Annotated in this window: 27 protein-coding genes and 2 pseudogenes; 15 read left to right on the top strand and 14 right to left on the bottom strand. The window is 71.0% G+C overall.

Going from position 1 to position 24,273, the window contains the following annotated elements; genetic code table 11:
- From Q0C12_RS10315 to Q0C12_RS10325, 3 genes are all read left to right on the top strand, one after another.
- A partial coding sequence (locus tag Q0C12_RS10315) for an efflux RND transporter periplasmic adaptor subunit (protein WP_290889893.1) occupies positions 1 to 738 on the top strand: 738 nt, incomplete at its 5' end.
- Positions 739 to 743: 5 nt separating this feature from the next.
- A complete protein-coding gene (locus Q0C12_RS10320; protein WP_290889896.1) occupies positions 744 to 1,946 on the top strand; it encodes an ABC transporter permease in 1,203 nt (400 codons plus the stop codon).
- Positions 1,939 to 2,670, top strand: a complete 732-nt coding sequence (locus Q0C12_RS10325) for an ABC transporter ATP-binding protein (RefSeq protein ID WP_290889899.1) — start codon at positions 1,939 to 1,941, stop codon at positions 2,668 to 2,670. The genes Q0C12_RS10320 and Q0C12_RS10325 overlap by 8 nt, the downstream gene beginning before the upstream one ends.
- 42 nt (positions 2,671 to 2,712) lie before the next feature.
- Here Q0C12_RS10325 and Q0C12_RS10330 read toward each other — a convergent pair whose 3' ends face one another.
- The 3 genes and pseudogenes from Q0C12_RS10330 to Q0C12_RS10340 form a co-directional block, all read right to left on the bottom strand.
- Positions 2,713 to 3,837 (bottom strand): NADH:flavin oxidoreductase/NADH oxidase, encoded by a 1,125-nt coding sequence (locus Q0C12_RS10330; protein WP_290889902.1) that lies wholly within the window; start codon positions 3,835 to 3,837, stop codon positions 2,713 to 2,715.
- 112 nt (positions 3,838 to 3,949) lie between these two features.
- Positions 3,950 to 4,093 (bottom strand): annotated as a pseudogene (locus Q0C12_RS10335) (oxidoreductase-like domain-containing protein); the annotation flags it as partial.
- On the bottom strand, positions 4,090 to 4,509 hold the full coding sequence (locus Q0C12_RS10340) for an Lrp/AsnC family transcriptional regulator (RefSeq protein ID WP_290889905.1): 420 nt from the start codon (positions 4,507 to 4,509) through the stop codon (positions 4,090 to 4,092). The pseudogene Q0C12_RS10335 and the gene Q0C12_RS10340, both read right to left, overlap by 4 nt.
- A gap of 129 nt (positions 4,510 to 4,638) precedes the next feature.
- Between Q0C12_RS10340 and Q0C12_RS10345 the strand changes: the two genes are divergently transcribed.
- A complete protein-coding gene (locus Q0C12_RS10345; protein WP_290889908.1) occupies positions 4,639 to 5,691 on the top strand; it encodes an ornithine cyclodeaminase in 1,053 nt (350 codons plus the stop codon).
- Positions 5,692 to 5,723: 32 nt separating this feature from the next.
- Here the strand turns inward: Q0C12_RS10345 and Q0C12_RS10350 are convergent, their stop codons facing one another.
- Positions 5,724 to 6,809 carry an AraC family transcriptional regulator gene (locus Q0C12_RS10350; protein ID WP_290889910.1) on the bottom strand — a complete coding sequence of 362 codons (1,086 nt, stop codon included), beginning with the start codon at positions 6,807 to 6,809 and terminating at the stop codon, positions 5,724 to 5,726.
- A 199-nt stretch (positions 6,810 to 7,008) separates the two neighbouring features.
- Between Q0C12_RS10350 and Q0C12_RS10355 the strand changes: the two genes are divergently transcribed.
- The gene (locus tag Q0C12_RS10355) at positions 7,009 to 7,827 is read left to right on the top strand and encodes a DUF2306 domain-containing protein (RefSeq protein WP_290889912.1); all 819 of its coding nucleotides are present in this window, start codon (positions 7,009 to 7,011) and stop codon (positions 7,825 to 7,827) included.
- Between the two features lie 405 nt (positions 7,828 to 8,232).
- Complete coding sequence (locus tag Q0C12_RS10360) at positions 8,233 to 8,484, top strand: hypothetical protein (RefSeq protein WP_290889915.1); 252 nt, start codon at positions 8,233 to 8,235, stop codon at positions 8,482 to 8,484.
- Between the two features lie 105 nt (positions 8,485 to 8,589).
- Here Q0C12_RS10360 and Q0C12_RS10365 read toward each other — a convergent pair whose 3' ends face one another.
- From Q0C12_RS10365 to Q0C12_RS10375, 3 genes are all read right to left on the bottom strand, one after another.
- Complete coding sequence (locus Q0C12_RS10365; RefSeq protein ID WP_290889917.1) at positions 8,590 to 9,606, bottom strand: 3-oxoacyl-ACP synthase III; 1,017 nt, start codon at positions 9,604 to 9,606, stop codon at positions 8,590 to 8,592.
- Between the two features lie 99 nt (positions 9,607 to 9,705).
- Positions 9,706 to 10,098, bottom strand: a complete 393-nt coding sequence (locus tag Q0C12_RS10370) for a DUF4156 domain-containing protein (protein WP_290889921.1) — start codon at positions 10,096 to 10,098, stop codon at positions 9,706 to 9,708.
- A gap of 71 nt (positions 10,099 to 10,169) precedes the next feature.
- Positions 10,170 to 13,040 (bottom strand): pitrilysin family protein, encoded by a 2,871-nt coding sequence (locus Q0C12_RS10375; RefSeq protein WP_290889924.1) that lies wholly within the window; start codon positions 13,038 to 13,040, stop codon positions 10,170 to 10,172.
- 101 nt (positions 13,041 to 13,141) lie between these two features.
- On the opposite strand from Q0C12_RS10375, the gene Q0C12_RS10380 reads away from it, so the two are divergent.
- The 5 genes from Q0C12_RS10380 to Q0C12_RS10400 all read left to right on the top strand — a co-directional run bounded on the left by Q0C12_RS10380 (position 13,142) and on the right by Q0C12_RS10400 (position 16,137).
- A complete protein-coding gene (locus Q0C12_RS10380; protein WP_290889927.1) occupies positions 13,142 to 13,855 on the top strand; it encodes an SDR family oxidoreductase in 714 nt (237 codons plus the stop codon).
- On the top strand, positions 13,849 to 14,625 hold the full coding sequence (locus tag Q0C12_RS10385; RefSeq protein WP_290889930.1) for a hypothetical protein: 777 nt from the start codon (positions 13,849 to 13,851) through the stop codon (positions 14,623 to 14,625). The genes Q0C12_RS10380 and Q0C12_RS10385 overlap by 7 nt, the downstream gene beginning before the upstream one ends.
- A 112-nt stretch (positions 14,626 to 14,737) precedes the next feature.
- On the top strand, positions 14,738 to 14,959 hold the full coding sequence (locus tag Q0C12_RS10390) for a hypothetical protein (RefSeq protein ID WP_290889933.1): 222 nt from the start codon (positions 14,738 to 14,740) through the stop codon (positions 14,957 to 14,959).
- Positions 14,960 to 14,980: 21 nt separating this feature from the next.
- The gene (locus Q0C12_RS10395) at positions 14,981 to 15,454 is read left to right on the top strand and encodes a tRNA (cytidine(34)-2'-O)-methyltransferase (protein WP_290889936.1); all 474 of its coding nucleotides are present in this window, start codon (positions 14,981 to 14,983) and stop codon (positions 15,452 to 15,454) included.
- Positions 15,455 to 15,576: 122 nt separating this feature from the next.
- Entirely contained in the window at positions 15,577 to 16,137 is a 561-nt protein-coding gene (locus Q0C12_RS10400; RefSeq protein ID WP_290889939.1) for a diffusible signal factor-reguated Ax21 faimly protein, read from the top strand.
- A gap of 75 nt (positions 16,138 to 16,212) precedes the next feature.
- On the opposite strand, the gene Q0C12_RS10405 is transcribed toward Q0C12_RS10400, so the two are convergent.
- The 6 genes from Q0C12_RS10405 to Q0C12_RS10430 form a co-directional block, all read right to left on the bottom strand.
- Positions 16,213 to 16,485, bottom strand: a complete 273-nt coding sequence (locus Q0C12_RS10405; RefSeq protein WP_290889941.1) for a hypothetical protein — start codon at positions 16,483 to 16,485, stop codon at positions 16,213 to 16,215.
- A 6-nt stretch (positions 16,486 to 16,491) separates the two neighbouring features.
- Positions 16,492 to 17,517 carry an NAD(P)H-dependent glycerol-3-phosphate dehydrogenase gene (locus Q0C12_RS10410; RefSeq protein ID WP_290889944.1) on the bottom strand — a complete coding sequence of 342 codons (1,026 nt, stop codon included), beginning with the start codon at positions 17,515 to 17,517 and terminating at the stop codon, positions 16,492 to 16,494.
- A gap of 16 nt (positions 17,518 to 17,533) precedes the next feature.
- A complete protein-coding gene (secB, locus tag Q0C12_RS10415; RefSeq protein WP_290889947.1) occupies positions 17,534 to 18,034 on the bottom strand; it encodes a protein-export chaperone SecB in 501 nt (166 codons plus the stop codon).
- A 61-nt stretch (positions 18,035 to 18,095) separates the two neighbouring features.
- On the bottom strand, positions 18,096 to 18,527 hold the full coding sequence (locus Q0C12_RS10420) for a rhodanese-like domain-containing protein (RefSeq protein WP_290889950.1): 432 nt from the start codon (positions 18,525 to 18,527) through the stop codon (positions 18,096 to 18,098).
- Between the two features lie 68 nt (positions 18,528 to 18,595).
- Positions 18,596 to 19,018 (bottom strand): hypothetical protein, encoded by a 423-nt coding sequence (locus tag Q0C12_RS10425; RefSeq protein WP_290889953.1) that lies wholly within the window; start codon positions 19,016 to 19,018, stop codon positions 18,596 to 18,598.
- 42 nt (positions 19,019 to 19,060) lie between these two features.
- On the bottom strand, positions 19,061 to 19,510 hold the full coding sequence (locus tag Q0C12_RS10430; RefSeq protein WP_290889956.1) for a YiiD C-terminal domain-containing protein: 450 nt from the start codon (positions 19,508 to 19,510) through the stop codon (positions 19,061 to 19,063).
- 38 nt (positions 19,511 to 19,548) lie between these two features.
- Between Q0C12_RS10430 and Q0C12_RS10435 the strand changes: the two genes are divergently transcribed.
- From Q0C12_RS10435 to Q0C12_RS10445, 3 genes are read left to right on the top strand one after another with little or no spacing between them, the layout of a single operon-like run.
- Complete coding sequence (locus Q0C12_RS10435; protein WP_290889959.1) at positions 19,549 to 20,328, top strand: uroporphyrinogen-III synthase; 780 nt, start codon at positions 19,549 to 19,551, stop codon at positions 20,326 to 20,328.
- Between the two features lie 41 nt (positions 20,329 to 20,369).
- Positions 20,370 to 21,368 (top strand): uroporphyrinogen-III C-methyltransferase, encoded by a 999-nt coding sequence (locus Q0C12_RS10440; protein ID WP_290889961.1) that lies wholly within the window; start codon positions 20,370 to 20,372, stop codon positions 21,366 to 21,368.
- On the top strand, positions 21,365 to 22,609 hold the full coding sequence (locus tag Q0C12_RS10445) for a heme biosynthesis HemY N-terminal domain-containing protein (RefSeq protein WP_290889964.1): 1,245 nt from the start codon (positions 21,365 to 21,367) through the stop codon (positions 22,607 to 22,609). The genes Q0C12_RS10440 and Q0C12_RS10445 overlap by 4 nt, the downstream gene beginning before the upstream one ends.
- A 9-nt stretch (positions 22,610 to 22,618) precedes the next feature.
- Here Q0C12_RS10445 and Q0C12_RS10450 read toward each other — a convergent pair whose 3' ends face one another.
- The gene (locus Q0C12_RS10450) at positions 22,619 to 23,896 is read right to left on the bottom strand and encodes an acetyl-CoA C-acetyltransferase (protein WP_290889967.1); all 1,278 of its coding nucleotides are present in this window, start codon (positions 23,894 to 23,896) and stop codon (positions 22,619 to 22,621) included.
- A 69-nt stretch (positions 23,897 to 23,965) separates the two neighbouring features.
- On the opposite strand from Q0C12_RS10450, the pseudogene Q0C12_RS10455 reads away from it, so the two are divergent.
- Positions 23,966 to 24,273, top strand: a pseudogene (locus Q0C12_RS10455) (hypothetical protein); the annotation flags it as partial.

Raw genomic sequence — 24,273 nt, forward strand, 5'->3', positions numbered from 1 at the left:
GCCGCCGAGCAGGCCCGCCTGGCCGCCCGCACGCTCGCGGCCGGCCAGCCCGCCGAGGCGACGGCGCGCGCCCGGCTCGAGACGGCACGGGCCCAGCTGGCCAAGACCACGATCCGCGCCGAAGTGGCCGGCACGGTGCTCACCCGCAACGCCGAGCCTGGCGATCTGGTGCAGCCCGGCCGCGTGCTGTTCGAGATCGCCCGCGCCGGCGACACCGAGATCCTGCTGCCGCTGGACGAGAAGAACCTGGAGGTGCTGGCGCTGGACCAGCCCGCGATGTGCGTGGCCGACGCCTTCCCCGCCCGGCCCTTCCCGGCGCACGTCAGCTTCATCGCGCCCAGCGTGGACCCGCAGCGCGGCTCGGTGGACATCCGGCTCACCGTGTCGCCCGCGCCCGACTTCCTGCGCCAGGACATGACCGTGTCGGTGAACGTGGAGACCGGCCGCCGCGAGCGCGCCATCGTCGTGCCCAATGACGCGCTGGCGATGGCCGAAGACGGACGCGCCGAGGTGTGGGCGGTGGTGGACGGCCGCGCCGCGCGCCGCACGGTGACGCTGGGCCTGCGCGGCCTGGCGATGGCCGAGGTCACCGATGGACTGGCCGAAGGCGACCGCGTGCTGGCCGACGCCAAGGCCCCCGTGGCCGAAGGCGACCGCGTGCGCCTGCGCGAAGGCGCGCTGCCCACCGAGGCCGCCGACGCCGCCACCCGCAACGAACTGCCGGCCAAGCTCGACTGACGCCGATGTGGATCGAATGGACCATCGCCACCCGCTTCCTGCGCGAGGGCAAGGCGCAGAGCACGCTGATCCTGGTCGGCATCGCCACCGGCGTGGCGGTGATCGTGTTCCTGACGGCGCTGATCACCGGCCTGCAGGGCAACATCATCAACCGCACGCTCGGCACGCAAGCGCACATCCGCGTGCAGCCGACCGAGGAAACCAACCGCATCCTGGCGCCCGCCGACGGCAGCGTGCAGCTGGTGCTGGAGAACAAGCGCGCGCAGCGGTTGCGCTCGATCAACAACTGGCAGCAGGTGGGCGACGTGCTGGACACGCTGCCGCAGGTAACCGCGGTGTCGCCGGTGATCTCGGGCCCGGCGTTCGCGCGCCGCGGCGAGGCGCTGGAGTCGGTGGCGCTGGTGGGCATCGACGCCGAGCGCTACCAGCGCATCATCCCGATTCAGGACGACGTGGTGGCCGGCGTGTTCCGCATCGGCGCCGGCGACACGGTGATCGGCAGGCAGCTGGCCGCCGACCTCGGCATCCGCGTCGGCGACAAGCTGCGGCTCGACGGCGGGCAGGGGCGCGAGACGGTGCTCAACGTGGCGGGCATCTTCGAGCTGGGCGTGCGTGAGCTCGATTCGCGCTATGTGTACCTGGACATGAAGCAGGCGCAGTCGCTGCTGGACCTGCCGGGCGCGGCGACGGTGATCGACGTGACCGTGGACGACATCTTCGCGGCCCGGCGGATCGCGGCGCGCATCGGCCGGCTGACCGGGCTCAAGTCGGAGAGCTGGATGGAAACCAACGCGCAGCTCATGAATGCGCTGCGCTCGCAGAGCCTGTCTACGCAGATGATCAGCCTGTTCGTGGCGCTGAGCGTGGCGCTGGGCATCGCCAGCGTGCTGTCGGTGAGCGTGGTGCAGCGCACGCGCGAGATCGGCATCCTGCGCGCGATGGGCACCACGCGGCCGCAGATGCTGCGGGTGTTCCTGATGCAGGGCGCGATCTTCGGGCTGGCGGGGTCCTTGGTCGGCGGGCTGGCGGGCTATGGCCTGGTCGCTGCATTCAACACCTTCGGGCCCAAGCTCTTCTTCATCCCGGTGGATCCCTGGCTGCTGGTGGGCGCCGCGGCGCTGGCCACGGTGACCGGCATCGTGGCGGCGGCGGTGCCGGCGCGGCGCGCGTCGGGCCTGGACCCGGTGGAGGCGATCCGCCATGTCTGAGACGCATGACGCCGCGCAGGAAGTGCTGCGGCTCGAGGGCCTGCGCAAGAGCTACAACGTCGGCAAGCCGACCGAGGTGGAGGTGCTGCACGGGCTGGACTTGCGGCTGCAGCGCAGCGATTTCGCGGCGCTCGTCGGCGCCTCGGGCTCGGGCAAGAGCACGCTGCTCAATGTGATCGGCCTGCTCGACCGCCCCACCGACGGCGAGCTGTTCCTGCTGGGCCAGCCGACCCGCGGCATGGACGACGCCGGCCGCACCGCGCTGCGCGGCGGCGCGATCGGCTTCGTGTTCCAGTTCCATCACCTGATCCAGGCGTTCACGGCGCTGGAGAACGTGCTGATGCCGCTGATGGTGGCGAGCGGCAAGCCCACGCGCGAACAGCTCGACCGCGGGCGGGCACTGTTGGCGGACGTGGGGCTGTCGGGCCTCGAACACCGCAAGCCCGACCAGCTCTCCGGCGGCCAGCAGCAGCGCGTGGCCGTGGCGCGCGCGCTGGTCACGCGGCCGGCGCTGCTGCTGGCCGACGAGCCGACCGGCAACCTCGACAGCAAGTCGGCGGCGGAAGTGTTCGAGCTGTTCCGCAAGTTCAACCGGGAGTTCGGCTGCGCGGTGCTGCTGGTGACCCACGACCCGCGCCTGTCCGAACGGTGCGACCGCACCGTGTCGCTGGTGGACGGCCGCATCGACAGCGACACCACGCAGGACGCGACGCGCAGCGAATGAACCAGGTTCATTTGCCCGGACGAACGGTTCGGGCCAGTCACCTCAGGCAACTGGACCTGGTTTATTTGCTGTCAGGAGGTGGGGGAACTGGCGTGGCTGGGAGCGCAGGTACTGGGGTGGCGCCGTGACGCTCGCGCCCAGGTGCGCCGCGGCGTGCCAGGGCCAGCGCGGGTCGTAGAGGATGCCGCGGGCGATGGCCACCAGGTCGGCGTCGCCGGTGGCGACGATGGCCTCGGCGTGGTCATAGTCGGTGATCATTCCGACCGCGACCACGGGGATCGCCACGGCCTGCTTCACGGCGCGCGCGTGCGGCACCTGGTAGCCGGGGCCGACCGGGATCTGCTGCGCGGGATGCAGCCCGCCGGTCGAGACGTGGATGGCGCTGCAGCCCCGCGCCTCGAGCGCCTTCGCGAAGGCCACCGTGTCCTCGGTCGACCAGCCGCCGGCCACCCAATCGGTGGCGGACACCCGCACGCTGACCGGCTTTTCCGCCGGGAACGCCGCACGCACCGCATCGAAGACCTCCAGCGGGAAGCGCATGCGGTTGTCGAGCGATCCGCCGTACTCGTCGTCGCGCCGGTTCGACAGCGGCGACAGGAACTCATGCAGCAGGTAGCCGTGCGCGGCGTGGATCTGCACGGCGTCCAGGCCCAGGCGCGCGGCGCGTCGCGCGGACGCAGCGAAGGCATCGCGCACTTCGTCCATCTGCTCACGGGTCATGGCCACGGGCGGATTGTCGGTGTCGTGGAACGGCAGCGCCGACGGCGCGACGGTTTGCCAGCCGTGGGCGTGACCGGGTGCGATCTGCTTGCCGCCGAGCCACGGCAGGTCGGTCGATGCCTTGCGGCCCGCGTGGGCGAGCTGGATCGCGATCGGCATCGACGACCAGCGGCGGACGGACTGCAGCACCGTCGCCATCGCCGCCTCGGTGGCGTCATCCCACAGCCCGACGTCGCCGTAGGAGATGCGCCCGTCGGGCCGCACTGCGGTGGCCTCGATGGTGAGCAGGCCGGCGCCGGAAAGCGCCAGCTGGCCGAGGTGGATGGTGTGCCAGTCGGTCATCTTCCCGTCCACGGCCGAGTACTGGCACATGGGGGCGATGACGATGCGGTTGGCGAGCGACAGCGCGCCGACGGAAAGCGGTTCGAAGAGTTTCGGAGTGTTCATGCCGGGGTGCCTCGGGGAGTCATGCGCCCTTGATGGGGTGCGGCGGGTCATCCGCAAGGTGCGGACTGCCGCCGGTATGCGCCCCTGCCGTGGACGCTGTGTCGCAGTTTGCCGCTTGCCACGCCGCCAGCCGCTGCTCGTAGTGCGCCAGCTCCTCGGCATAGATGTCGTGGACGCAGCGGTCGCAGCCGCTGTCGCAGCAGTCGGACGGCAGCGGCTTCTCCGGCGGCAGCGGTTTCGCCGGCAACCCGCTCATCCGCGCAGCGTCCGCAGGTGCACGCTGGTTTCGCTGGCGCTGACGCCCTCGATGCCACGGATGCGCTCGAGCGTGGCGGAGAGCTCGGCCAGGCTGCCCACGCGCAGTTCGGCCAGCAGGTCCCAACGGCCGTTGGTGTCGTGCAGGGCGGCGACGCCGGGTTCGCCGAGCAGCGCGCGGATGACGCGGTGCTGGTTGCCCTCCACCGCCAGCGAGGTCCAGGCGCGGATCTCGTCGGGCGTGGCGTCGGGCCGCAGGCGCAGGGTGTAGCCGGTGATCACGCCGTCGCGCTGCAGCCGCGCCATGCGGTTGGTGATGGTGCCGCGGGAGACGCCCAGCGCCTTGGCCAGGTCGGCCACCGGGGCCCGGGCGTCGTGGCGGAGCTTGGCGATCAGGCGCTGGTCGAGGTCGTCCATTCGGACACTCCGGCATTTCGTATTGGCTTTTTAGCAGGTTTCTGGCAAAAACATAGCATTACTGCCATTTCGCGCTGTCGCCCCGGTCCGGACAATGACGTTACCGATCCGCCTACCCGGAGAACCCCGATGGCCATGACCCAGCTCACCACCCAGGACCTCACCCGTATCGTCGCCGCGAACGGCCTGCCGACCCTGCTCGGCCGCCTGGTGGACTACCTGGAGGCGGACTTCCGGCGCTGGCCCGAGTTCGACAAGAGCCCGCGCAGCGCCGCGCACTCGGCGCTGGGCGTGATCGAGCTGATGCCGGTGGCCGATGCCAAGGAATACAGCTTCAAGTACGTCAACGGCCACCCGGGCAACACCAAGCTGGGCCTGTCGACCGTGGTCGCCTTCGGCGTGCTGGCCGACATGGACACCGGCATGCCGACCCTGATCAGCGAGCTGACGCTGACCACCGCGCTGCGCACCGCCGCCACCTCGGTGATGGCCGCCAAGCTGCTGGCGCGCAAGGACTCGAAGACGATGGCGCTGGTCGGCAACGGCGCCCAGAGCGAGTTCCAGGCGCTGGCCTTCCACCACCTGATGGGCATCAACGAAGTGCGCGCCTACGACGTCGACCGGGCGGCCACCGACAAGCTGGTGCGCAACCTGGCCAGCGCCGCGCCGAAGCTGCGTGTCCTGCGCAGCGACAGCGTGGCCCAGGCCGTGCGCGGCGCCGACATCGTCACCACCGTCACCGCCGACAAGGCCAACGCCGACATCCTGACGCCGGAGATGATCGAGCCGGGCATGCACATCAACGGCGTGGGCGGCGATTGCCCGGGCAAGACCGAGCTGGCGCCGGAGGTGGTGGCGATGGCCTCGGTGTTCGTCGAGTTCGAGCCGCAGTCGCGCATCGAGGGCGAGCTGCAGCAGATGCCCGCCGAATTCCCCGCCACCGAGCTGTGGGAAGTGCTGACGCTCAAGGCCGCTGGCCGTCGCACCGCGGCTGAAGTCACCCTGTTCGATTCGGTCGGCTTCGCGCTGGAAGATTATTCCGCGCTGCGCCTCGTGCGCGACTGCGCGAAGGAGCTGGGCCTGGGCCGCGAGGCCGGCCTGATCCCGGAGCTGCGCGATCCGAAGGATCTGTTCGGCGAGCTGGCGGCGGCGCCGGCGATTGCGCGGCTCAAGGTGGCCTGAAGCGCGAAGAGGCGGGTATCGGATGCGCTGGCTCAGCGGCTTGGGTCGGCCGTGAGCGCCGCGTCCGGTGCATTGCGCCGCGCGGCGCGCCAGGCCGTCGGCGTCAGTCCCGTGGCCGCCTTGAAGGCGCGGTTGAAGGGCCCCAGCGACCCGAACCCGCTGTCGAGGCTGATCTCGAGCACGGTCCTGCCTTCATGGGAGGCCAGCTGCCGGCAGGCGTATTTGATGCGGTAGCGATTGACGAACTGGTTGAAGTTGCGTTCGCCCAGGCCCTGCGTAATGGCGCGGCTGACCTTGTGCTCGACGCTGCCCACCGCCGCCGCCAGGTCCGCCACCTTCAACTCGGGCTCGCGGTAGAGCGCCTGTTGCTCGAGTACGCGGCGGATGGCCGCCGCCAGCGCCAGGTCTTCCTCGCTGGCGCGCGGCCGCATCGCGGCAGCGTCCGATGAAGTGGAAGCCATCGGTGTCGCCGGGACCACGCCGCCGCGCTGGCGCCGCCGCAGCAGCAGCGCGACATGGGTGAAGCCCAGGATGGCGGCACTGCAGCCCAGCACGGCGGCGCGATGCACCGGTGCCCACGCCGGCTCACTGGTCGCCATCGCCCCCGACACCGTGCCGCCAACCACGCAGCCGCCGTAGAGCAACAGGTAGACCGCACGCAAGCGCCGCTCCGGGACCGAGAGGCCGGCCCATCCGCGCAGGGCTTCGGCAAAGGCCAGCACCAGCACCGTCGAACTGGCCAGCGTGAGCAGGTCGCCCAGCACCGCCAGGCCGCGGCCGATGCCCGCCGCTTCGCCGGCCCGATACAGCACGATCAGCACCGCGACGCCCGCTGCCGCGGCCACGTGCCGCCGCGCCACCCCGCCATCGCCGCGGAACAGCGCGCGCGCGACCAGCCAGTACACGTTGCAGGTGGCGCAGGCGCCCAGGGTCACCAGCGCGGTGATCGCCACGGGCGCGTCGCCGAGGGTGGGCCGCAGCAGGGCCATGGCCAGCGACCCACAGAACACCGCGAACAGCAGTTCCGCGTCGCTCTTGTGGCGCCTGCCCAGCAGGACCAGGACCGAGGCCAGCGCCAGGCCCACCACCGCCCACGTCATGCCGTCGATAGCCGCCATCACCGCCTCCGCGTCCCTTTCGTCACCGCCCGGAAATCGTGGCACCGCGCGGTCACCCGCACCACTGCCAGCCGTCACGGCTGAACGGACGCCTTCCGCCGAATCGCCGGCGGGAAATGCGGCTGGCCGATTTCCGATCCGGCAAGACAGGGCACGGCGCGGACGCCAACCCTGCGGCGTCATCCCACCGGAGCCCGTCATGACGCCGACCATCCCCTTACAGCCCAACCTCCTCACCGAGTCCCGCCGCCGCCTCCGGACGGCCGCCGCCACCTGGTTCGCCGTGGCGGTGGCCGGGCAGTGGGCCTTCGTGGCCTTCATCGTCCTGTACTTCACCCCGCCCCTGCTGCAGGGCGACCCGCTCGCCATGAACACCAAGCCGCACATCACCGGCTGGGCACCCGGCGACGCGGTGGGCAACTTCCAGTTCGTGGGGCACGTGTTCCTGGGGGCCCTGGTCACCTTCAGCGGCGTGCTGCAGCTGGTCCCCGCCCTGCGCCAGCGCTGGTCGGCCCTGCACCGATGGAACGGCCGGGCGTTCATGCTGGCCGCGCTGGCCGCCAGCCTCACCGGGTTCTACCTGACTTGGGTGCGCGGCTCGCAGCTGAACCTGCCCAGCGCGCTGTCCACCAGCCTCAATGGCGCGCTGATCCTGGTCTTCGTCGCGCTGGCCTGGCGTGCGGCGTGGCGGGGCGACATCGCCCTGCACCGCCGGCACGCGCTTCGGGCCTGGGTGCTGGTGAACGGCGTCTGGTTCCTGCGCATCGGCATCATGCTGGCGGGCCTGGGCCTGGCGCCGTTCGGTGTCCGCATGGGCTACGACAGCGCGGTCTTCCTCGGCGTCAGCTTCGCCAGCTGGATCGTTCCGCTCGCGCTGGTGCAGCTCTATCTCGTCGCCGAGCGCTCGCCGCGGGCCGCCGTCCCGAACGCCATCGCGGGCCTGTTGTTCTTGCTTGCCGGACTGACCGCCGCCGGCGCTGTCGCCGCGGTCGCCTTCATGTGGGGGCCGTACCTGTAGCCGTCGCGCCCCGCACCGTCGCCGTCGGCGAAATCGAGCGGGAGTTCCGCATTTTTGCTCCGGCCGGCATCCGGCGCGCTCCCTTGGTCATCGCGCTGCACGGCCACGGGCAGACCGCGAGGCAGATGGAACCCATGACTGGCTGGAACGCGGTTGCCGCGGAGCACGGCGCCGTAGTGGTTTACCCGCTGGCCCGCGGCGGGCGCTGGCGGATTTTCGGCCCGGAAAGCCCCGACGTGGATTTCCTGGTCGCGTTGATCGATGCGCTGGCGGCCGAGCGGCTGGTCGATCCCGCGCGTGTCTTCGTCAACGGCTACTCGGGTGGCGCGCAGATGAGTTGGCGCTTCGCCTGCCAGGAACCGACGCGCGTGGTCGCCGCCGGCTTCGTGGCCGGCGCCGCGCCGGATGGCTGCGGCCTGGGCGGCGCGCGCGGGCTGCCGGCCCACCGCTGTCATCGAGGCACTGACCGAGGCGAACCAGCGCGCGGAGGGCGTGCGCCGGCACCGCTGGGCCTGCGACGACGACGCACCGGTGGTGCTCTACAGCTTCCGCCGCGGCGAGCACGACTGGCCCGGGCATGCGCGCAGCCACGGCAGCCGGTCGGTGGATGCGACGGCGGTGATGTGGGCGTTCTTCGAGGCGCACGCGGGGCGCTGAGGCCCTTGCCGGAAACGAGAAGCCCGCCGGGTGGCGGGCTTTCGTGGCGAGGTGGTTGCCCTCTCCCCGGCCCTCTCCCGGAGGGAGAGGGAGTGGGTCAGGGGGTTACCAGACGACTTCGGCCATCGAGCAGTTGAGGCCGGAGCCGATGCCGAGCAGCGCGACGCGGTCGCCCTTCTTCAGGCGGCCCATCTCGCGCAGCTTGCTGAGCACGATGGGCACCGAGGCCGGGCCGATGTTGCCGTGCTCGTTGAAGATGGTGAGCACCTTCTTCGGGTCGATGCCGAAGGCCTTGATGAAGGCCTGGGTGTGCACCTGCGAGACCTGGTGGATGACGAACTCGTCGAGCTCGTCGACCACCCAGCCCAGCGCCTGGCGGGCGGCGCCGAAGGTGGCGGTGGCCAGCTTCAGGCCTTCGATCAGCAGCATGCGGGTGTCGGTGACCATGCGGTCGAGGTTGCCGCGGCACAGGGTATTCCACTGCGTGGCGGCCTTGGTGACGCCGCCGCGGTACTTCGGCGCGTCGGGGGTGAGCTCGGCGCGCGAGAGCACCATGGCGGCGGCGCCGCAGCCCAGGGTCAGCGTGGCCAGTTCGTTGCGGAACTGCTCTTCGGTGACATCGGGGGCGCTCAGGCGCTCGATGGTTTTCTTGTAGGCGAGGTTGGCGGTTTCGCCGTCGACGACCAGGGCGTACTCGATTTCACCGCGCTCGATCATGCGGCTGGCGATGTCCATGCCGTTGAGGAAGGCGAGGCAGGCGTTGGCGACGTCGAAGTTCTGGCAGTTCTCGCCCAGGCCCAGGTTGCCCGAGACGATGGACGCGGTGGACGGCTCGAGGAAGTCGCGGCTGACCGAGGTGTTCACCAGCAGGCCGATCTTCTCGCGCGGCACGCCGGCGTCGGCCAGGGCCTTCTCGGCGGCCAGGGTGGCGGCATCGGAGGCCTGGGTTTCGTCGTCCCAGAGGCGGCGGGCGAAAATGCCGGCGATGTCCTGCAGCACGTCGGTCTTGATGCCCAGCCGGTCCATGGTGGGCTGCAGCTGGGCATTGAGGTCGGCGGAGCTCAGGCGATGCGGGGCATCGATGTGGGCGAGGCCGGCGATGGAGACGTGCTGGAACAGCATGGGCAGGATTCGCCTTGAGGGAAACCCGTCAAAGTTACCTGTTTACAACCGTCCTCTCAACTTCCGCGGCCCCGGATGTGAAGAACCGTGCCCGGCGCCTCAGTCCGCGATCGGGTAGGTCTCGGCCTCGCCCTCGGCCGCCGCGGGGGCCGACGGGGCGCGGGTGGAGACGCTGGCCGTGCCGCAGCGGAAGGCCAGGAAGCGCTGTTCGCCGTCCACCGGCTGGTTCTTGGGCTGCACGGTGTCGGCACCCAGGCTGGGGGCCTCGTTGCGGGCCAGGGTCTCGAGCTCGTCGCGGACCTTGAGGTCGTTGCGGTCGTAGGGACCCAGGCGGTTCTTCACCGAGACCGACACTTCGCCCCGCTTGGCGCAGGCCGAGAGGTTCTGGTCGGCGCGGGCCACGCGCACGTCCTTGGCGCCGGGCGCCATCTTCACCCACGTGCAGGCGGAGGCGAGGGGGATCAGCAGCAGGACCAGGGCAAGCTTGCGCACGTTGTCTCTCCAAAAGGACACGGGCGGGATTGTCGCCCCGCCCGTGCTGAACCGGCAATGAGTTTGCCCGCTTACTTCGCGGCGGCCACCGGCTTGCCGTCGGCATCCACCACCTGCACGTCGCCGAGGTCGAGCGCGCGGACGCCGGCCTCGATCTTGGACAGGTCGCCCACGATCACCCAGGTCAGGGCCTCGGGCTGGATGGTCTTGGCGGCCTGCTGCACCACGGCCGGGGTCAGGGCCTCGATCTCGGCGCGGCGGCGGACCACGTAGTCATCGGGACGCTGGTAGCGGACGATGCCGCCGATGGCGCCGAGCACGGCGTTGGCGGTTTCGTACGAGCCCGGCAGGCTGCGGATCTCGGTGGCCTGGATCTTGGCCACTTCGGCCGGCGCCGCCGGCACCTGGCCGGTGGTGTACTCGGTGATCTCGCGCTTGAGCTCGGCGATCGACTCGCTGGTCTTGTCGATCTGCACCGCGGCGAAGGCGATCCAAGGACGCTGGCCCAGCGCGGCCTGCACGAAGCTGTAGGAGCCGTAGGCCCAGCCCTTGTCCTCGCGCAGGTTCATGTTCAGGCGCGAGCTGAACTCGCCGCCCAGCACCGCGTTGGCAATCTCGAGCTCGGTGGCCTGGTCGTCGCGGGTCGAGGGCACCAGCTGGCCGACGTAGACGTTGGCCTGGATGGCGCCCGGCTGGTCGACCAGGAACACGCGCGGCTTGGCCGGCAGGGCCACCGCGGGGATGGCGGCCGGCGCCGCGGCCTGGCCTTCGCCCTTCCAGCTGCCCAGGTGCTTCTCAAGCACCGGGGTGATCTCGGCCAGCGTGGTGTCGCCGACGATGACCAGGGTGGCGCCTTCCGGACGCACCCAGCGCTGGTGGAAGGCCACCAGGTCGTCGCGGGTCAGCGAGGCGATCGAGGCTTCGGTGCCCGAGCCGCTGAACGGGATCGCGTACGGGTGGTTTTCACCGTACATCAGGGGCGGCAGCAGGCGCAGGGCAGCCGCGTTCGGGCGGGCCTTCTCCTGCTTGATGCCGGCGATCCAGCTCTGGCGGACGCGCTCGATTTCCTTCTGGTCGAAGCGCGGCTCGCGCAGCATGGTGGCGAACAGGGCGACGGAGTCGTCCAGGTTCTCCTTCAGCGCCGACAGATAGGCACTGCCGCCGTCGAGGTTGGCGGACGAGCCCAGGTTGGCGCCCAGGGCCTCGGCGCGGTCGCCGAAGCTCAGGGCGTCGTAGTCGCCGGCGCCTTCGTCGAGCATGCCCATCGTGAAGCTGGAAGTGCCCAGCTTGCCGCCCAGGTCGGCCGCGTAGCCGCCGTCGAGCAGCAGGTTCATCTGCACCACGGGCAGGCCCGGGCGCTCGGCCAGGATCACCTTCATGCCGTTGCTGAGCTCGGCGCGCTGCAAGGCCGGGAAGGCGAGGGCGGGGAAGGTCTCGGTGGTGGGCACGCCCTTGCTGCGGTCCACGCCGGTCTCGACCACGGTGTACTTCTTGTCGGCGGCGGGCACGGCGGTGGCCGCCGGCGGGGTCACGCTGGGCTCCTCGACGGTGGGCACGCGCTCGCCCGGGGTGACGACGATGGTGTGGTCGCCCTTCGACAGCCAGCGGCGGCCGGTGGCGAGCAGGTCCTTCGCGGTAGCCGTCTCGAGCGTGCGCAGGCTGTCGCGGAAGCAGCCCGGGTCGCCGGCGAACACGGCGCACTCGGCCAGCGCGTCGGCCTTGCCGCCGAAGCCGCCGATGCGCTCGATGCCGCGCACGAAGCCGGCCTTGTAAACGGTGCGCGCCTGCTCGAGCTCGGCGGCGGTCGGGCCGTCGGCGAGGATCTTCGCCAGCTCTTCGTCCAGCGCCTTCTCGACGGTGGCGACGTCCACGCCCTGCTTCACGTCCACCTGGATGAAGAACAGGCCGCCCAGCAGGTTCGGCCAGGCCGCGGCGGACACGTTGTCGGCCAGCTTGTCCTCGAACACCAGGCGCTTGTCGAGGCGCGAGCTGCGCGAGCCGCCCAGCACCTGCGCCAGCAGCTGCAGGTGCTCGACGTCGGGCTTGCCGTATTCGGCGGTGTTCCAGGCGCGGTAGACGCGCGCCTGCGGCACCTTGTCGGTGAAGGTGTCGCGGGTGGAGGTGGTGCGCGGCGCCGGGTCGACCTTGGGCTGGGCCATAGTCGGGCCGGCCGGGATGTCGCCGAAGTACTTCATCGCCTTCTCGCGGGCGGTGGCGACGTCGATGTCGCCGGCCAGCACCAGCACGGCGTTGTTCGGCCCGTACCAGGTCTTGAAGAAGCGCTTGACGTCATCGAGCGAGGCGGCGCTCAGGTCGGACATCGAGCCGATGGTGGTCCAGCTGTAGGGATGGCCCTTCGGGTAGCTGGCCTTGAGCAGGCGCTCGAAGACCTGGCCGTAGGGCTGGTTCTCGCCCTGGCGCTTTTCGTTCTGCACCACGCCGCGCTGCTCGTCGAGCAGGTCCTGCGTGACCGCGCCGAGGAAGTGGCCCATGCGGTCGGACTCCATCCAAAGCGCCATGTCGAGCGCGGTGGTGGGCACGTTCTGGAAGTAGTTGGTGCGGTCGGAGTTGGTGGTGCCGTTCTGGTCGGTGGCGCCGACCAGCTCGAAGGGCTCGAAGAACTCGCCCTTGTAGTTCTCGCTGCCCTGGAACATCAGGTGCTCGAACAGGTGCGCGAAGCCGGTGCGGCCCGGCAGTTCGTTCTTGGCGCCGACGTGGTACCAGATGTTGACCGCGACGATCGGCGCCTTGCGGTCGGTGTGCACGATCACGCGCAGGCCGTTGGGCAGGGTGAACTGCTCGAAGGCGATGTCGGCGACCAGCGCGGGTTGGGCCTGTTCCTTGGCCACGACGTCCGGGGAGTACAGCGGCGAGAGGCTGGCGACGGCGAGGCCGACGGCAAGGGCAAGCGCGCTGGCGCGCGGACGGCGGATCGAGGTCATGGGCTACCTTGTAGGCTGACTTCCGGCACATGCCGGGGGATTCGGATGCTAGCCTGCCTTGACGGTCCTTACACTAGGCCGAAGGCCATAGTGGCGACGCAATGAGCACATCACCTTCACAGCGCGTTGTTGTCACCGGCGCCAGCCGCGGCCTGGGCCTGGAGTTCGTGCGCCAGTTGCTGGCGCGCGGCGCGCGCGTGGTCGCGACCTGCCGTCGGCCGGCTTCGGCCGACGAGCTTGCGGCGTTGGCGAAAGTGCATTCCGGGCGGCTGCAGGTGCTGGCGCTGTCGGTGGACGACGAGGCCAGCCGCCAGGCCTTCGTGCAGGCGCTGGCCGGCATGCACGAGGGGCTCGACCTGCTGGTGAACAACGCCGGCGTGCTCGAGCGCGGCGAACGCTTCGGCGAGCTGCGCGCGGACGTGATGGCGCGCACCTTCGCCACTAACGTCACCGGGCCGATGCTGCTCGCGCAGGCGCTGGCGCCGCTGCTGGCGCGCGGCACGCGCCCGCGCGTGCTCAACCTCGGTTCGAAACTGGGCTCGATCGCGTCCACCGCGACCTTCGGCACGCCCAGCTACAACATCAGCAAGGCCGCGCTGAACATGGCCGGCGTGCTGATGGCGCACGCGATGAACCCGATGGGCATCGGCGTGATCACCGCCAGCCCTGGCTGGGTGCGCACGGCGATGGGCGGCGAGGGCGCCGAGCTTTCCGCTGATGAGTCGGTGCGCAGCCTGCTGACGCTGGTCGATGACGTTCCGGGCGTGCCGGCCGGTGTTTTCCTGAATCGAAACGGAGAAACGCTGCCATGGTGAAGCGACTGCTGGTGCTGGCCTGCCTGTTCGCGCCGCTGCCGGCGCTGGCCTCGCTCACCTTCGAGGAAGGCGTGGCGCGCGAGCCCGGCAGCGATCGCCTGCTTTACCGCGAGCAGCACCTGGTGCGGCGCCAGGACGGCGAGCCGACCGAACGCCTGGTCATCTACCGCTGCGGCGACGGCACGCCGTTCGCACGCAAGCGGGTGGACTATCGCGGTTCCTCGGTGGCGCCGGAGTTCGTGTTCGAGGATGCGCGCATCGGCTATCGCGAGGGCCTGCGCCGCCGCACCGGCGTCGAATCGCTCTGGGTTCGCGAAGGCCAGGGCGAGGCCGAGCGCAGTGCGCCCCTGCAGGACGATGCGCGCCTGGTCGCCGATGCCGGCTTCGACGAGTTCATCCGCGACAACTGGACGCCGCTGGTGGCGGGCGAGTCGGTGCCGCTGCGGTTCGCGGTGCCGTCGCGGCTGCAGTCGCTGGGCTTCAAGGTGAACCGGCAGGGCAGCGCGCAGCTCGGCGGCGAGCCGGCCGAGACCTTCCGGCTTCGGCTGGGTGGCCTGCTGGGCTGGATCGCGCCGCACATCGACGTCGCCTACGGCCGCGACAGCCGCCGCCTGCTGCGCTTCGAAGGCCTGAGCAACCTGCGCGACGACGATGGCGAATCGCAGCTGGTCGCACGCATCGAGTTCCCGACCCCGGCGCGCGCCGCGACCGAGGCGCAGTGGCAGGCCTTCGCGGGCCAGCCGCTGTCCGCCTGCCGCGTCCGCGCCTGAACCCGGACACCGGCGGACACCCGCCGGACACACGCAAGCGCCTGTTTTCAAAGGCCGGGGTGGCTGGCACGGAACCTGCTGTGCCTTGGCCATCCCGCCACGGACATCGACCATGCGCTTCGCCACGCCGCTCCGCCGCAGCCTTTCCGCCCTCCCCCTGCTGGCCGTTGCGGTCGCCGCCTTCTTGCCTTCTCCGCCGGTTCCAGCCGTGGTTTCCGCCGCCGCGGCGATGGAAGCCGGTTGCGGCCAGGCCGAGCCGGTCGGCGCACTGGGCCTGGCGCGCATGCCCGGCGACCTGGGCACCCTGGGACGACGGCTGCGCTGCGCGGGCTGAGGCGCGGGCGATAATGCCGGGATGATCAACGTCATCCTGTTCGAACCGGAGATCCCGCCCAACACCGGCAATGTGATTCGCCTCTGCGCGAACACCGGCGCGGCGCTGCACCTGGTCGAGCCGCTGGGCTTCGACTTCGAGGACGCGAAGCTGCGGCGCGCGGGCCTGGACTACCACGAGTTCGCCAGCGTGCGGCGGCATGCCTCGCTGGCGGCGTGCCTGGAGGCCCTGGGGCATCCGCGCGTGTTTTCGTTCAGCGCGCGTTCCAGCGTTCGCTTCGATTCGGTGCGGTACCAAGGCGGGGACGCCCTGTTGTTCGGACCGGAGACGCGCGGGCTTCCCGCACACGTCATCGATGCGATCCCCGAGGCGCAACGCCTGCGTTTGCCGATGCGCGCGGGCCAGCGCAGCCTGAATTTGTCCAACGCCGTGGCGGTCGCGGTGTTCGAAGCCTGGCGGCAACATGAATACGAGGGATCGCTTGGGCATGACTGATGGCAGGGCAAGGGCGAAAACAGCGAGTCGTTAATCCTCCGTTACTTTGCGATTCGCATACTGCGCCCCAGTCCGACGCATTCCGGTGCGGCGGGCGCCCCCACAAAAAAAGGATTCATCCCATGAAGCGTTCCCTCATTGCCCTGGTCCTCGCTGCCGCCATCCCGTTCTCGGCGCAGGCTGACGACAAGCTCAGCTACACCTACATCGAAGGCAACTACAACTACGTCGACGCCGACGGTGGCGCCGAGGCCGATGGTTTCGGCGTGCGCGGTTCGTTCGAGTTCGGCAAGTCCGGCTTCTACGGCTTCGGCGGCTGGAACCAGGTCGAGATCGACGGCATCAACGTCGACGTCGACAGCACCGAGCTGGGCCTGGGCTACGCCCACGGCCTGTCGGACAACCTGGACCTGATCTCCGAGATCGCCTGGAACGACATCGACGTCGACGGCTTCGGCAGCGAAGATGGCTACCGCGCCTCGGTCGGCCTGCGTGGTTCGTTCACCAAGAACTTCGAGGGCCTGATCAAGGCCAACTACAACGACGGCGACAACGCCGACGGCGACTTCACCGGCACCATCGGCGCCCAGTACAAGTTCAACCAGACCTGGGGCATGGTCGGCGAAGCCACCTTCGGCGACAACGGCGAGACCTACCTGGTCGGCCTGCGCGCCAGCTTCTGATCCATCGCGCCACCGCAACAAGGAAAAGCCCGGCTCACGCCGGGCTTTTTTTCGCCCGAACCAAATGAACCTGGTTCATTTGATTTGGGTGGCGGCGAGGGCGAGGGACAGGGCGCAGGCCAGGAGCAGCCAGGCGCAGAGCACGGCGCCCCCGGCGGCGGTTCGCGCAGGCGCGTCAAGCGACACGTCGCGGGCGGCGGCGTGGGCGGCACGAAGCAGGCGGGGCGCGTGGCGCCACACTGGCGTCGCGGGCAGGCCGCGCGCGACGGCGAACTCGGCCAGCAGGTGCAGCACGGTGGCGGTGAGCACGACGACCGCCAGCAACAGGACGCCGACCAGGACGATCATCGCGGCTTACTCGAACAGGCCTTCGGGATACTCGGGCTTCTGTTCGCGCGAGAGCAGCATCTTCAGGCCTTCGATCGGGGTGATCTCGTCGTGCAGCACGCGGTGCACCAGCGACGAGATCGGCAGCTCGATGCCGTGGCGGTCGCCCAGGCGCATCACTTCGTCGGCGGTCTGCACCGATTCAACCACCTGGCCGATCGCGGCCACGGCCTCGGCGATCGACTGGCCGCGGCCCAACGCCAGGCCCAAACGGCGATTGCGGGAAAGATCGCCGGTGCTGGTCAGCACCAGGTCGCCCAGGCCGGCCAGGCCCATCAGCGTTTCCGCGCGACCGCCGAGCGCGACATTCAGGCGCAGCATTTCATTCAGGCCGCGGGTGATCAGGCCGGCGCGCGCGTTCAGGCCCAGCTGCATGCCGTCGGCGATGCCGGTGGCGACCGCCAGCACGTTCTTCATCGCACCGCCCAACTCGGCGCCGAGCATGTCGGTGCCGGTGTAGGCGCGGAAGGTGGGGCCGTGCAGCGCCTCGGCGACCTGGCGCGTGAAGTCCTCGTCGTCCGAATGCACGGTGACGGCGGTGGGCAGGCCCTGCGCCACTTCCTTGGCGAAGGACGGACCGGTGACCACGGCCAGCGGCACGCCGGGGCCCAGCACGTCGCCGGCGACCTCATGCAGGAAGCGGCCCGAACCGGGCTCGAAGCCCTTGGTCGCCCACGCCACGCCGGCGTGCGCGCGGCGATGCGGCGCGAGCGCGCGCAGGGTTTCGGTGAAGGCGTGGCTGGGCGTCACCACCAGCACCAGGTCGGCGCCCGCGACGGCCTGGCCCAGGTCGCCGGTGGCAACCAGGGTTTCGGGCAGCGGGATGCCGGGCAGGTAGCGGGTGTTCTCGTGCTGGCCGTTGATCGACGCGACCTGGGCCGCATCGCGGCCCCAGATCACGGTTGGGTGGCCGTTGCGCGCGATCAGCGACGCCAGCGCCGTACCCCAGGACCCGGTCCCGAGGACGGCGATGGCCGGCTTGGCGGTGCTCATGGGCGCCGCGCCGGGATCAGGCGTTGCCGCCCTCGGGGAGCTGCGCGGCCTGGGCCTGCGCCTGCTCGGCGCGACGACGCAGGCCTTCGGCGTACAGGCCCTCGAAGTTGATCGGCTGCAGGTAGAACGGCGGGAAGCCGCCCTGCACGACCAGGTCGCTGATGGTCTGGCGCACGTACGGGAACAGCACGTTCGGGCAGTAGGTGCCCAGCATCATGTCCAGGGTGCGCTCGTCGAAGCCCGCCAGGCCGAACAGGCCAGCCTGCTCGACTTCGGCCAGGTAGATGGTCTTGTCTTCGATCTTGCAGGTCAGCGTGATGCCCAGGGCGACCTCGAACAGGCCTTCGGCGATGCGGGCGACCTTCTGGTTGAGGTTCAGCTCGAGGTTCGGCTGGCCCTGCTCGTTGAAGACGTGCGGCGAGTTCGGCACCTCGAAGGACACGTCCTTGACGTAGATCTTCTGGATGGTGAACTGCGCCTGGTCGGCGCCGGCGGCGCCATTGTTCTGCTCGGCCATTACGGCAACTCCGGTCTGAAAGTCGTGGAAAGGTCGGCGATTATCGCACGCCGGGCGGGGCTCAGGCCTTGCCCTTGGCCAGCGGCAGGCCTGCGGAGGTCCAGGCGCCGATGCCGCCATCGAGCACGCTGACCTGCTTGAAGCCGGCCTTGACCAGCTTCTGGGCCGTGCCCGCGGCGGTCACGCCGGCCGCGCACACCAGCACCACCGGCGATTCCTTGGCCTTGGCCAGCAGTTTGCCGTCCGGGTCCACCTGGCTCGGCAGCAGGTGCCTGGCGCCGATGATGTGGCCCTTCTCGAATTCGGCCTGGGCGCGCAGGTCCACCACCAGGGCGTTGTCGCGGTTGATCAGGTCGGTGAGCTGGGCCGGGGTGACGCCCTTGAAGCCGCGGAACAGCCGCATGACCTCGGTGACCACCAGGGCCAGGGTCAGGCCGGCGAAGGCGATCGACAGCAGGGGGTTTTGTTGGGCGAACTCGAGCAGGCGATCCATGGCGGGCGGGCGGTTCCTACGGCAGGGGCGGCATTATGGGCGCCGCCGCGGCCGCGGGCAAAGCCGGGTCAGCGGGTGGCGTCCAGGTCGGGCAAGCCGGACATCAGCCACCAGCGCTTGGCCTCGGCGTCCCAGCGCCAGGTCTGGCGGTCGGTGATGACCTTCTCGACCTGGGTATTGCGGTTGACCAGGCGGATCTCAACCACCTGTTCGTAGGTGCCCGGGGCCGGCTCGGCGCCGGACTTGACCTCGTAGCCCGAGACCTGGAACTGCTTGTAGCGCTCTTTCTCGAGGTCGGTCAGCGGGTTGGCCTCGAGCAGGGCCGGATCGATGAAGCCCATGGCGACGTCGAAGTCGCCCCAGCGCACGGCGCTCACGTAGTGGTAGAGCGTCTGGTCGCGGGGACTGCGCTGCACGGCCTGGCTGGCGCAGGCGGCGAGGACGACCAGCCCGAGGGCCAGCGCGAGGCGAGGGAGGCGATGGGCGTTCATGCGGCCATTATGCACAAAGGCCGCGGGGCTGCCCCGCGCCCGTCAGGGCGCCCGCAAGGCCGCGAACCGGCCGCTGAACTCCGCCACCGTGGCACCTTCGGGGTCGATGACCCGGGCCATCAGCTGGGCGCGGGCCCGGCCGCGCTCGCGGTAGCTGCGCAGGAAAGCGTCCCAGTCGGTGCCCTCGTCCAGCCAGGCTTCGGCACCGAGGTCGGCGACCAGTGGCTTGAGGTACTTCAGCTGGCTGTCGGCGACGTACACCTCGGCCTTGATGCCTTCGGCGCCCAGGCGCAGCGTGAGCAGGCCCCAGGCCGCCAGGGTCGCGATCGAGGCCATGCTGCCTCCGAACACCGTGCCCTTGTCGTTGATGTTGGCCGCCAGCGGCGCCCGCAGCCGCAGGCGCTGGCCGTCCCAGCCGGCGCTGCGGATGCCCATGGCCGCGACGGGCGGCATGGCGTGGTAGCAGGCGTCGAGTTCTTCGAGGGTCTTCATTCGGTGACGTCGTCCAAGGGGCTGTGCGAAGCTGGGGCATGGCCAAACCGAACCCAGCGCCGGTGTTGGCGGGATGGTATGTCATCTCGCTGCGTCCCTCGGGCGCACACGGCCCGGTGCGGCGTGCGGCGGCCGCCTTGGGCGCGCGGGTGTTGCCGGTCTCTACGCTGCGGCTGCTGTCGATGGATGCAGGGGTGGCCCTGGATGCCGCGCTGGCCTGTTCGATCGTGGTTTTCACCAGCCCGGCGGCGGTGCGGTTCGCGCGGGCGCAGCGGCCCTTGGTCGACGCGCCGGACCAGGTTTGGCTGGCGGTGGGCAGCGGCACGGCCACCGCCCTGCGCCAGGCCGGCATCGGATCGGTGCGGATGCCGCCCGACCGCGCCGATTCGGAAGGCCTGCTGGCGCTGCCGGAGCTGCAGTCGCTGCGCGGCCAGCCCGTGGGCCTGGTCACGGCCCCCGGCGGCCGCGGCCTGATCGGCGAAACCCTGGCCCACCGCGGCGCGCTGGTCCACCTGGCCGAGGTCTATCGGCGCGAGCCGCTGATGCCAAGCGCGTCCCGCACGGGACTGATCCTGGCCCTGCCCGAGTCTTCGGCGCTGCTGGTGACCAGCATCGAAGCCTTCGACGCACTGTGGTCGCGGCTGGGCGAGCCCACGCGGCAGGTGCTCCGGCGGCGCCCGGTCGTCGCCAGCAGCCCGCGGCTGGCGGCGCGCCTGGCGGAAGAAGCCTTCGCGGCCATCGTCATCGCCGACGGCGCCGCCCCGAATGCCCTGCTCGCCGCACTGGCCGCCGATGTCGCGGGCGGGCGCTTCCGGTAGGATTGCGCTTGTTTTTGCGTTATCCCCCGGCAGTGGACACCGTGCTAGAACCCCGCCCCGAATCCCCCGACGCCCGCCGCCCCTCCGGCGCCCTGGGCTGGCTGCTGCTGTTGCTGGTCGTGGCCGCGCTGGCCGCCGGCGCCTGGTATGCCTGGCGCACGCTCGGCACCGAAGCGCCGGAAGGCCCGGACCTGAGCCCCGAAGCCCTCGACGCCCGGTTGCTCGACGCCGAGCAGGCCGTGGTCACCCTGCGCCGCACGCAGCAGGGCTTGGACCAGCGCCTCACCGACACTACCGCCCGCACCGGCCTGCTGCGCGAGGAAGTGCTGGGCGTTGGCCAGCGCGCCGCCCTCCTCGAGGACAGCCTGCGCGAACTCTCGGCGCAGGCCAGCGAGGGCCGCGAGGCGCTGCGCCTGGACGAGGCCGAGTTGCTGCTGAGCCTGGCGCAGGCGCGCCTGGACGTGGCCGGCGACCTGCCCGGTGCGATCCGCGCCACCGCGATGGCGCGCGACACGCTGGAGCCGCTCACCGACCCGCAGTTCATCAACCTGCGCCAGACCCTGGGCCAGGAACTGGCCGCCCTGCGCGCACTGCCCGCCGATCCGCGCAGCGTCGCCGCCGGCGAACTCGATGCGCTGCAGGCCAGCCTGCCGCGACTGGCCAGCCGCGCGCCCGGCGCACCGCCCGCGTCGGGCACGGACTCGGGCTGGCAGCGCCTGCTTGATGCCATCGTGCAGGTGCGCCCAAGCAGTGCACAGGACCTGATTTCGCCCGCCGACCGCGCCACCGGCGAAGCCGCCCTTGGCCTCGAGCTGGCGCTGGCGCGCATCGCGCTCGACCGCCGCGACGAAGCCGGCTTCCGCGCCGCGCTGGTGCGCGTGGACCAGTGGCTGCAGCGGCTCTACGCCGAAGACGCCACGCTGCGCGAGCGCCGCGAACGGCTGGCCGCGCTGGGCACGCTCGAGCTCAACCCCGACCTGCCGATGTCCGGCAGCGGCCTGCAGCAGCTGCGCGACCTGCGGCGGGGCATGGCGCCGTGAACCTCTACCGCAGCCTGCTCTGGTGGCTGGCCCTGGCCGCCCTGGGCGCGCTGGGCTGGACCTGGTTCTCGCAGGACCTCGGCGATGTCGTGGTCCGCTTCCGCGGCCTGACCTACACCACCACGCTGGCGTATTTCGTCATCGGCTGGGCGCTGCTGTGGTTCGCGCTGTGGGCGCTGGTATGGCTGCTGAAACTGCCCGTGCACGCCTGGCGCCGGCACGCGCGCCAGCTCGCGCGCAATCGCCTGTCCACCGGGCTGGAGGCGCTGCACCAGGGCCGCTGGCAGCGGGCCGAATCGCTGTTGCTGAAGGCCGCCGAAGAGCCGCTGCTGCGCACGCCGGCGCTGATCGGCGCGCGCCGCGCCGCCGATGGCCGCGGTGATGTCGAGGCCGCGGCGCGCCACCAGGCTGCGCTGCTGCTGCAGGATCCGCAGGCCGCGGCGCTGGAGCAGGCCACGCGCCTGGCCGCGGCGAACCGCCACGAGGACGTGCTGGCCGCGCTGGCGCCGTTCGCCAGCGCCCCGCCAGCGGCACTGCTGCTGCAGGCCCGCGCCCTGGTCGGCGCCGGCCGCGCGCACGAGGCGCAGGCCCAGCTCAACGCGCTGCGCCGCGAGCAGGCGTTTTCGGCACCGGCGCTGTCGGCGCTGGAAACCGAGCTCACGGCCGCGGCGCTGGCCCAGTCACCGCAGGCCGACGACCTGCTGCAGCGCTGGAACAGCCTGCCGCAGCGCCTGCAGCACGCGGCGCCGGTGGTGGCCGCGTTTGCACTGCGTTCGGCCCGGCTCGGCCTCGAGGACGCCGGTGCGCAGGCGCTGGCCGAGGCGCTGGATGCGAAGTGGGATGAATCGCTGGTGGAAATCTATGGCCGCCTGCCCGCGGGCCGCGACCCGCAGCGCCTGGCCCGCGCCGAAGGCTGGTTGTCGGCGCACTCCGCCAGCCCCGGCCTGCTGGTTGCGCTGGGCCAGCGGTGCCTCGCGCAGAAGCTGTGGGGCAAGGCCGAGGACTTCCTGCATCGCGCCCTGGCCCAGGGCGCCGGCGCCGAGGCCTGGGAGCTGCTGGGCCACGCCTGGACTGCCCAGAACGACAGCGAGCGCGCGACGATCGCCTACGCCAACGCCCTGCGTGCGGCCCGCGGCGAAGCCCTGCTGTCCCTTGCGGGCCGCAGCCTGCGCGAACAGATCGCCGACCAGGCCGTCGCCGAACACCGCAACGAACACGGCATCCCCCTCCTCCCGCCCTGACCCCGGTCTTCAGCGTTCGATGATGGCGGCGACGCCCATGCCGCCGGCGGTGCAGACCGAGACCAGGACGCGGCCGCTGCCCTTTTCCTTGAGCAGCTTGGCGGCGGTGGCGACGATGCGGGCGCCGGTGGCGGCGAAGGGATGGCCAACGGCCAGCGAACTGCCGACGACGTTGAGCTTCGCGCGGTCGATGCGGCCCAGCGCGCCGTCCCAGCCCAGCTTCTCGCGGCAGAAGGCTTCGTCCTCCCAGGCCTTGAGCGTGCAAAGCACCTGCGCCGCGAAGGCTTCGTGGATCTCGTAGAAGTCGAAGTCCTGCAGCGTGAGGTTGTTGCGCTTGAGCAGCTGGGCCACGGCCCAGCACGGCGCCATCAGCAGGCCTTCGCCGTGCACGAAATCAACCGCGGCGACCTGGGCGTCGCGCAGGTAGGCCTGCACTTCCAGGCCGCGCGCGCGCGCCCAGTCCTCGGACGCCAGCAGCGCGGCGGATGCGCCGTCGGTGAGCGGCGTGGAGTTGCCGGCGGTCAGCGTGCCCTGGCCGGAGCTGCGGTCGAAGGCGGGCTTGAGCGTGGCCAGCTTCTCGCGGGTGGTGTCGGGGCGCAGGATGTTGTCGCGCTCGACGCCGCGGAAGGGCGTGACCAGGTCGGCGAAGAAGCCGCGGTCGTAGGCCATCGCCGCCTTGGTGTGCGACTCGAAGGCCAGCTGGTCCTGGTCCTCGCGGGTGATCTTCCACTCCTTGGCCATCATCTCGCAGTGCTCGCCCATCGACTTGCCGGTGCGCGGCTCGCCGACGCCCGGGAACTCGGGCTTGAGCTCCTTGAGCCTGAAGCCCTTGAAGGCCTTGAGCCGTGCGCCGAAGCTGCGCGCCATGTTGGCGTCGAGCAGGCGGCGGCGCAGGCGCTTGTTCACCGCGATCGGCACGTCGGAGGTGGTGTCGGAGCCGCCGCCGATGCCGGCCTCGATCTGGCCGACGGCGATCTTGTTGGCGATGTGGATCACGGTGTCGAGCGAGGTGCCGCAGGCGCGCTGCATCGTGATGCCCGGCGTGGACGGCGACAGGCCCGAGCTGAGCGCCGCCTCGCGGCCGATGTTCCAGTCGCTGCTGTGCTTGAGCACCGCACCCATCGCCACCTCGCCCAGCGCCTCGCCGTGCAGCTTGAACTTCTCGACCACGGCGCCCAGCGCCTTGATCGACATGCCCAGGTTGCCGACGTCGTGGTAGGCGGTGTTGTTGCGGACGAAGGGGATGCGGACGCCGCCGAGGATGGCGACACGACGGATGGGCGACATCGGATTCACTCCTTGCGATAACGGTGCAGCGGTATGATCGCGATCATAACCCGACGCCACCGTATGCCCATGCCGAATCCCGACCTCAGCTGCCTTGGCGCCCTCGCCGTCGAACTCTCGCCCGGCGCGGTGGCGGCCCGGGCGGCGCTGTCGCCGGACGATGCCGGGGCCCTGGCCGCCCTGGTGGCCCGCGACCTGGACAAGCTGGTGCCAGGGGTGGCGGCGCTCGACCTGGGCCTGGTGGCGGCGCTGTTCGACCCGGTGGAGCTGCTGCGGCCGGGGTATCCGCTGCACGCCGAGCTCGAGCGCCTGGTGGCCCGCGCCCCCGGAGCCGCCGGCGGCCGCGTGATCGGCTTCGGCGCGGGCGCGGAAGGCCT

It is taken from the genome of Arenimonas sp., assembly GCF_022842045.1.
In the GTDB taxonomy this organism is placed as follows: domain Bacteria; phylum Pseudomonadota; class Gammaproteobacteria; order Xanthomonadales; family Xanthomonadaceae; genus Arenimonas.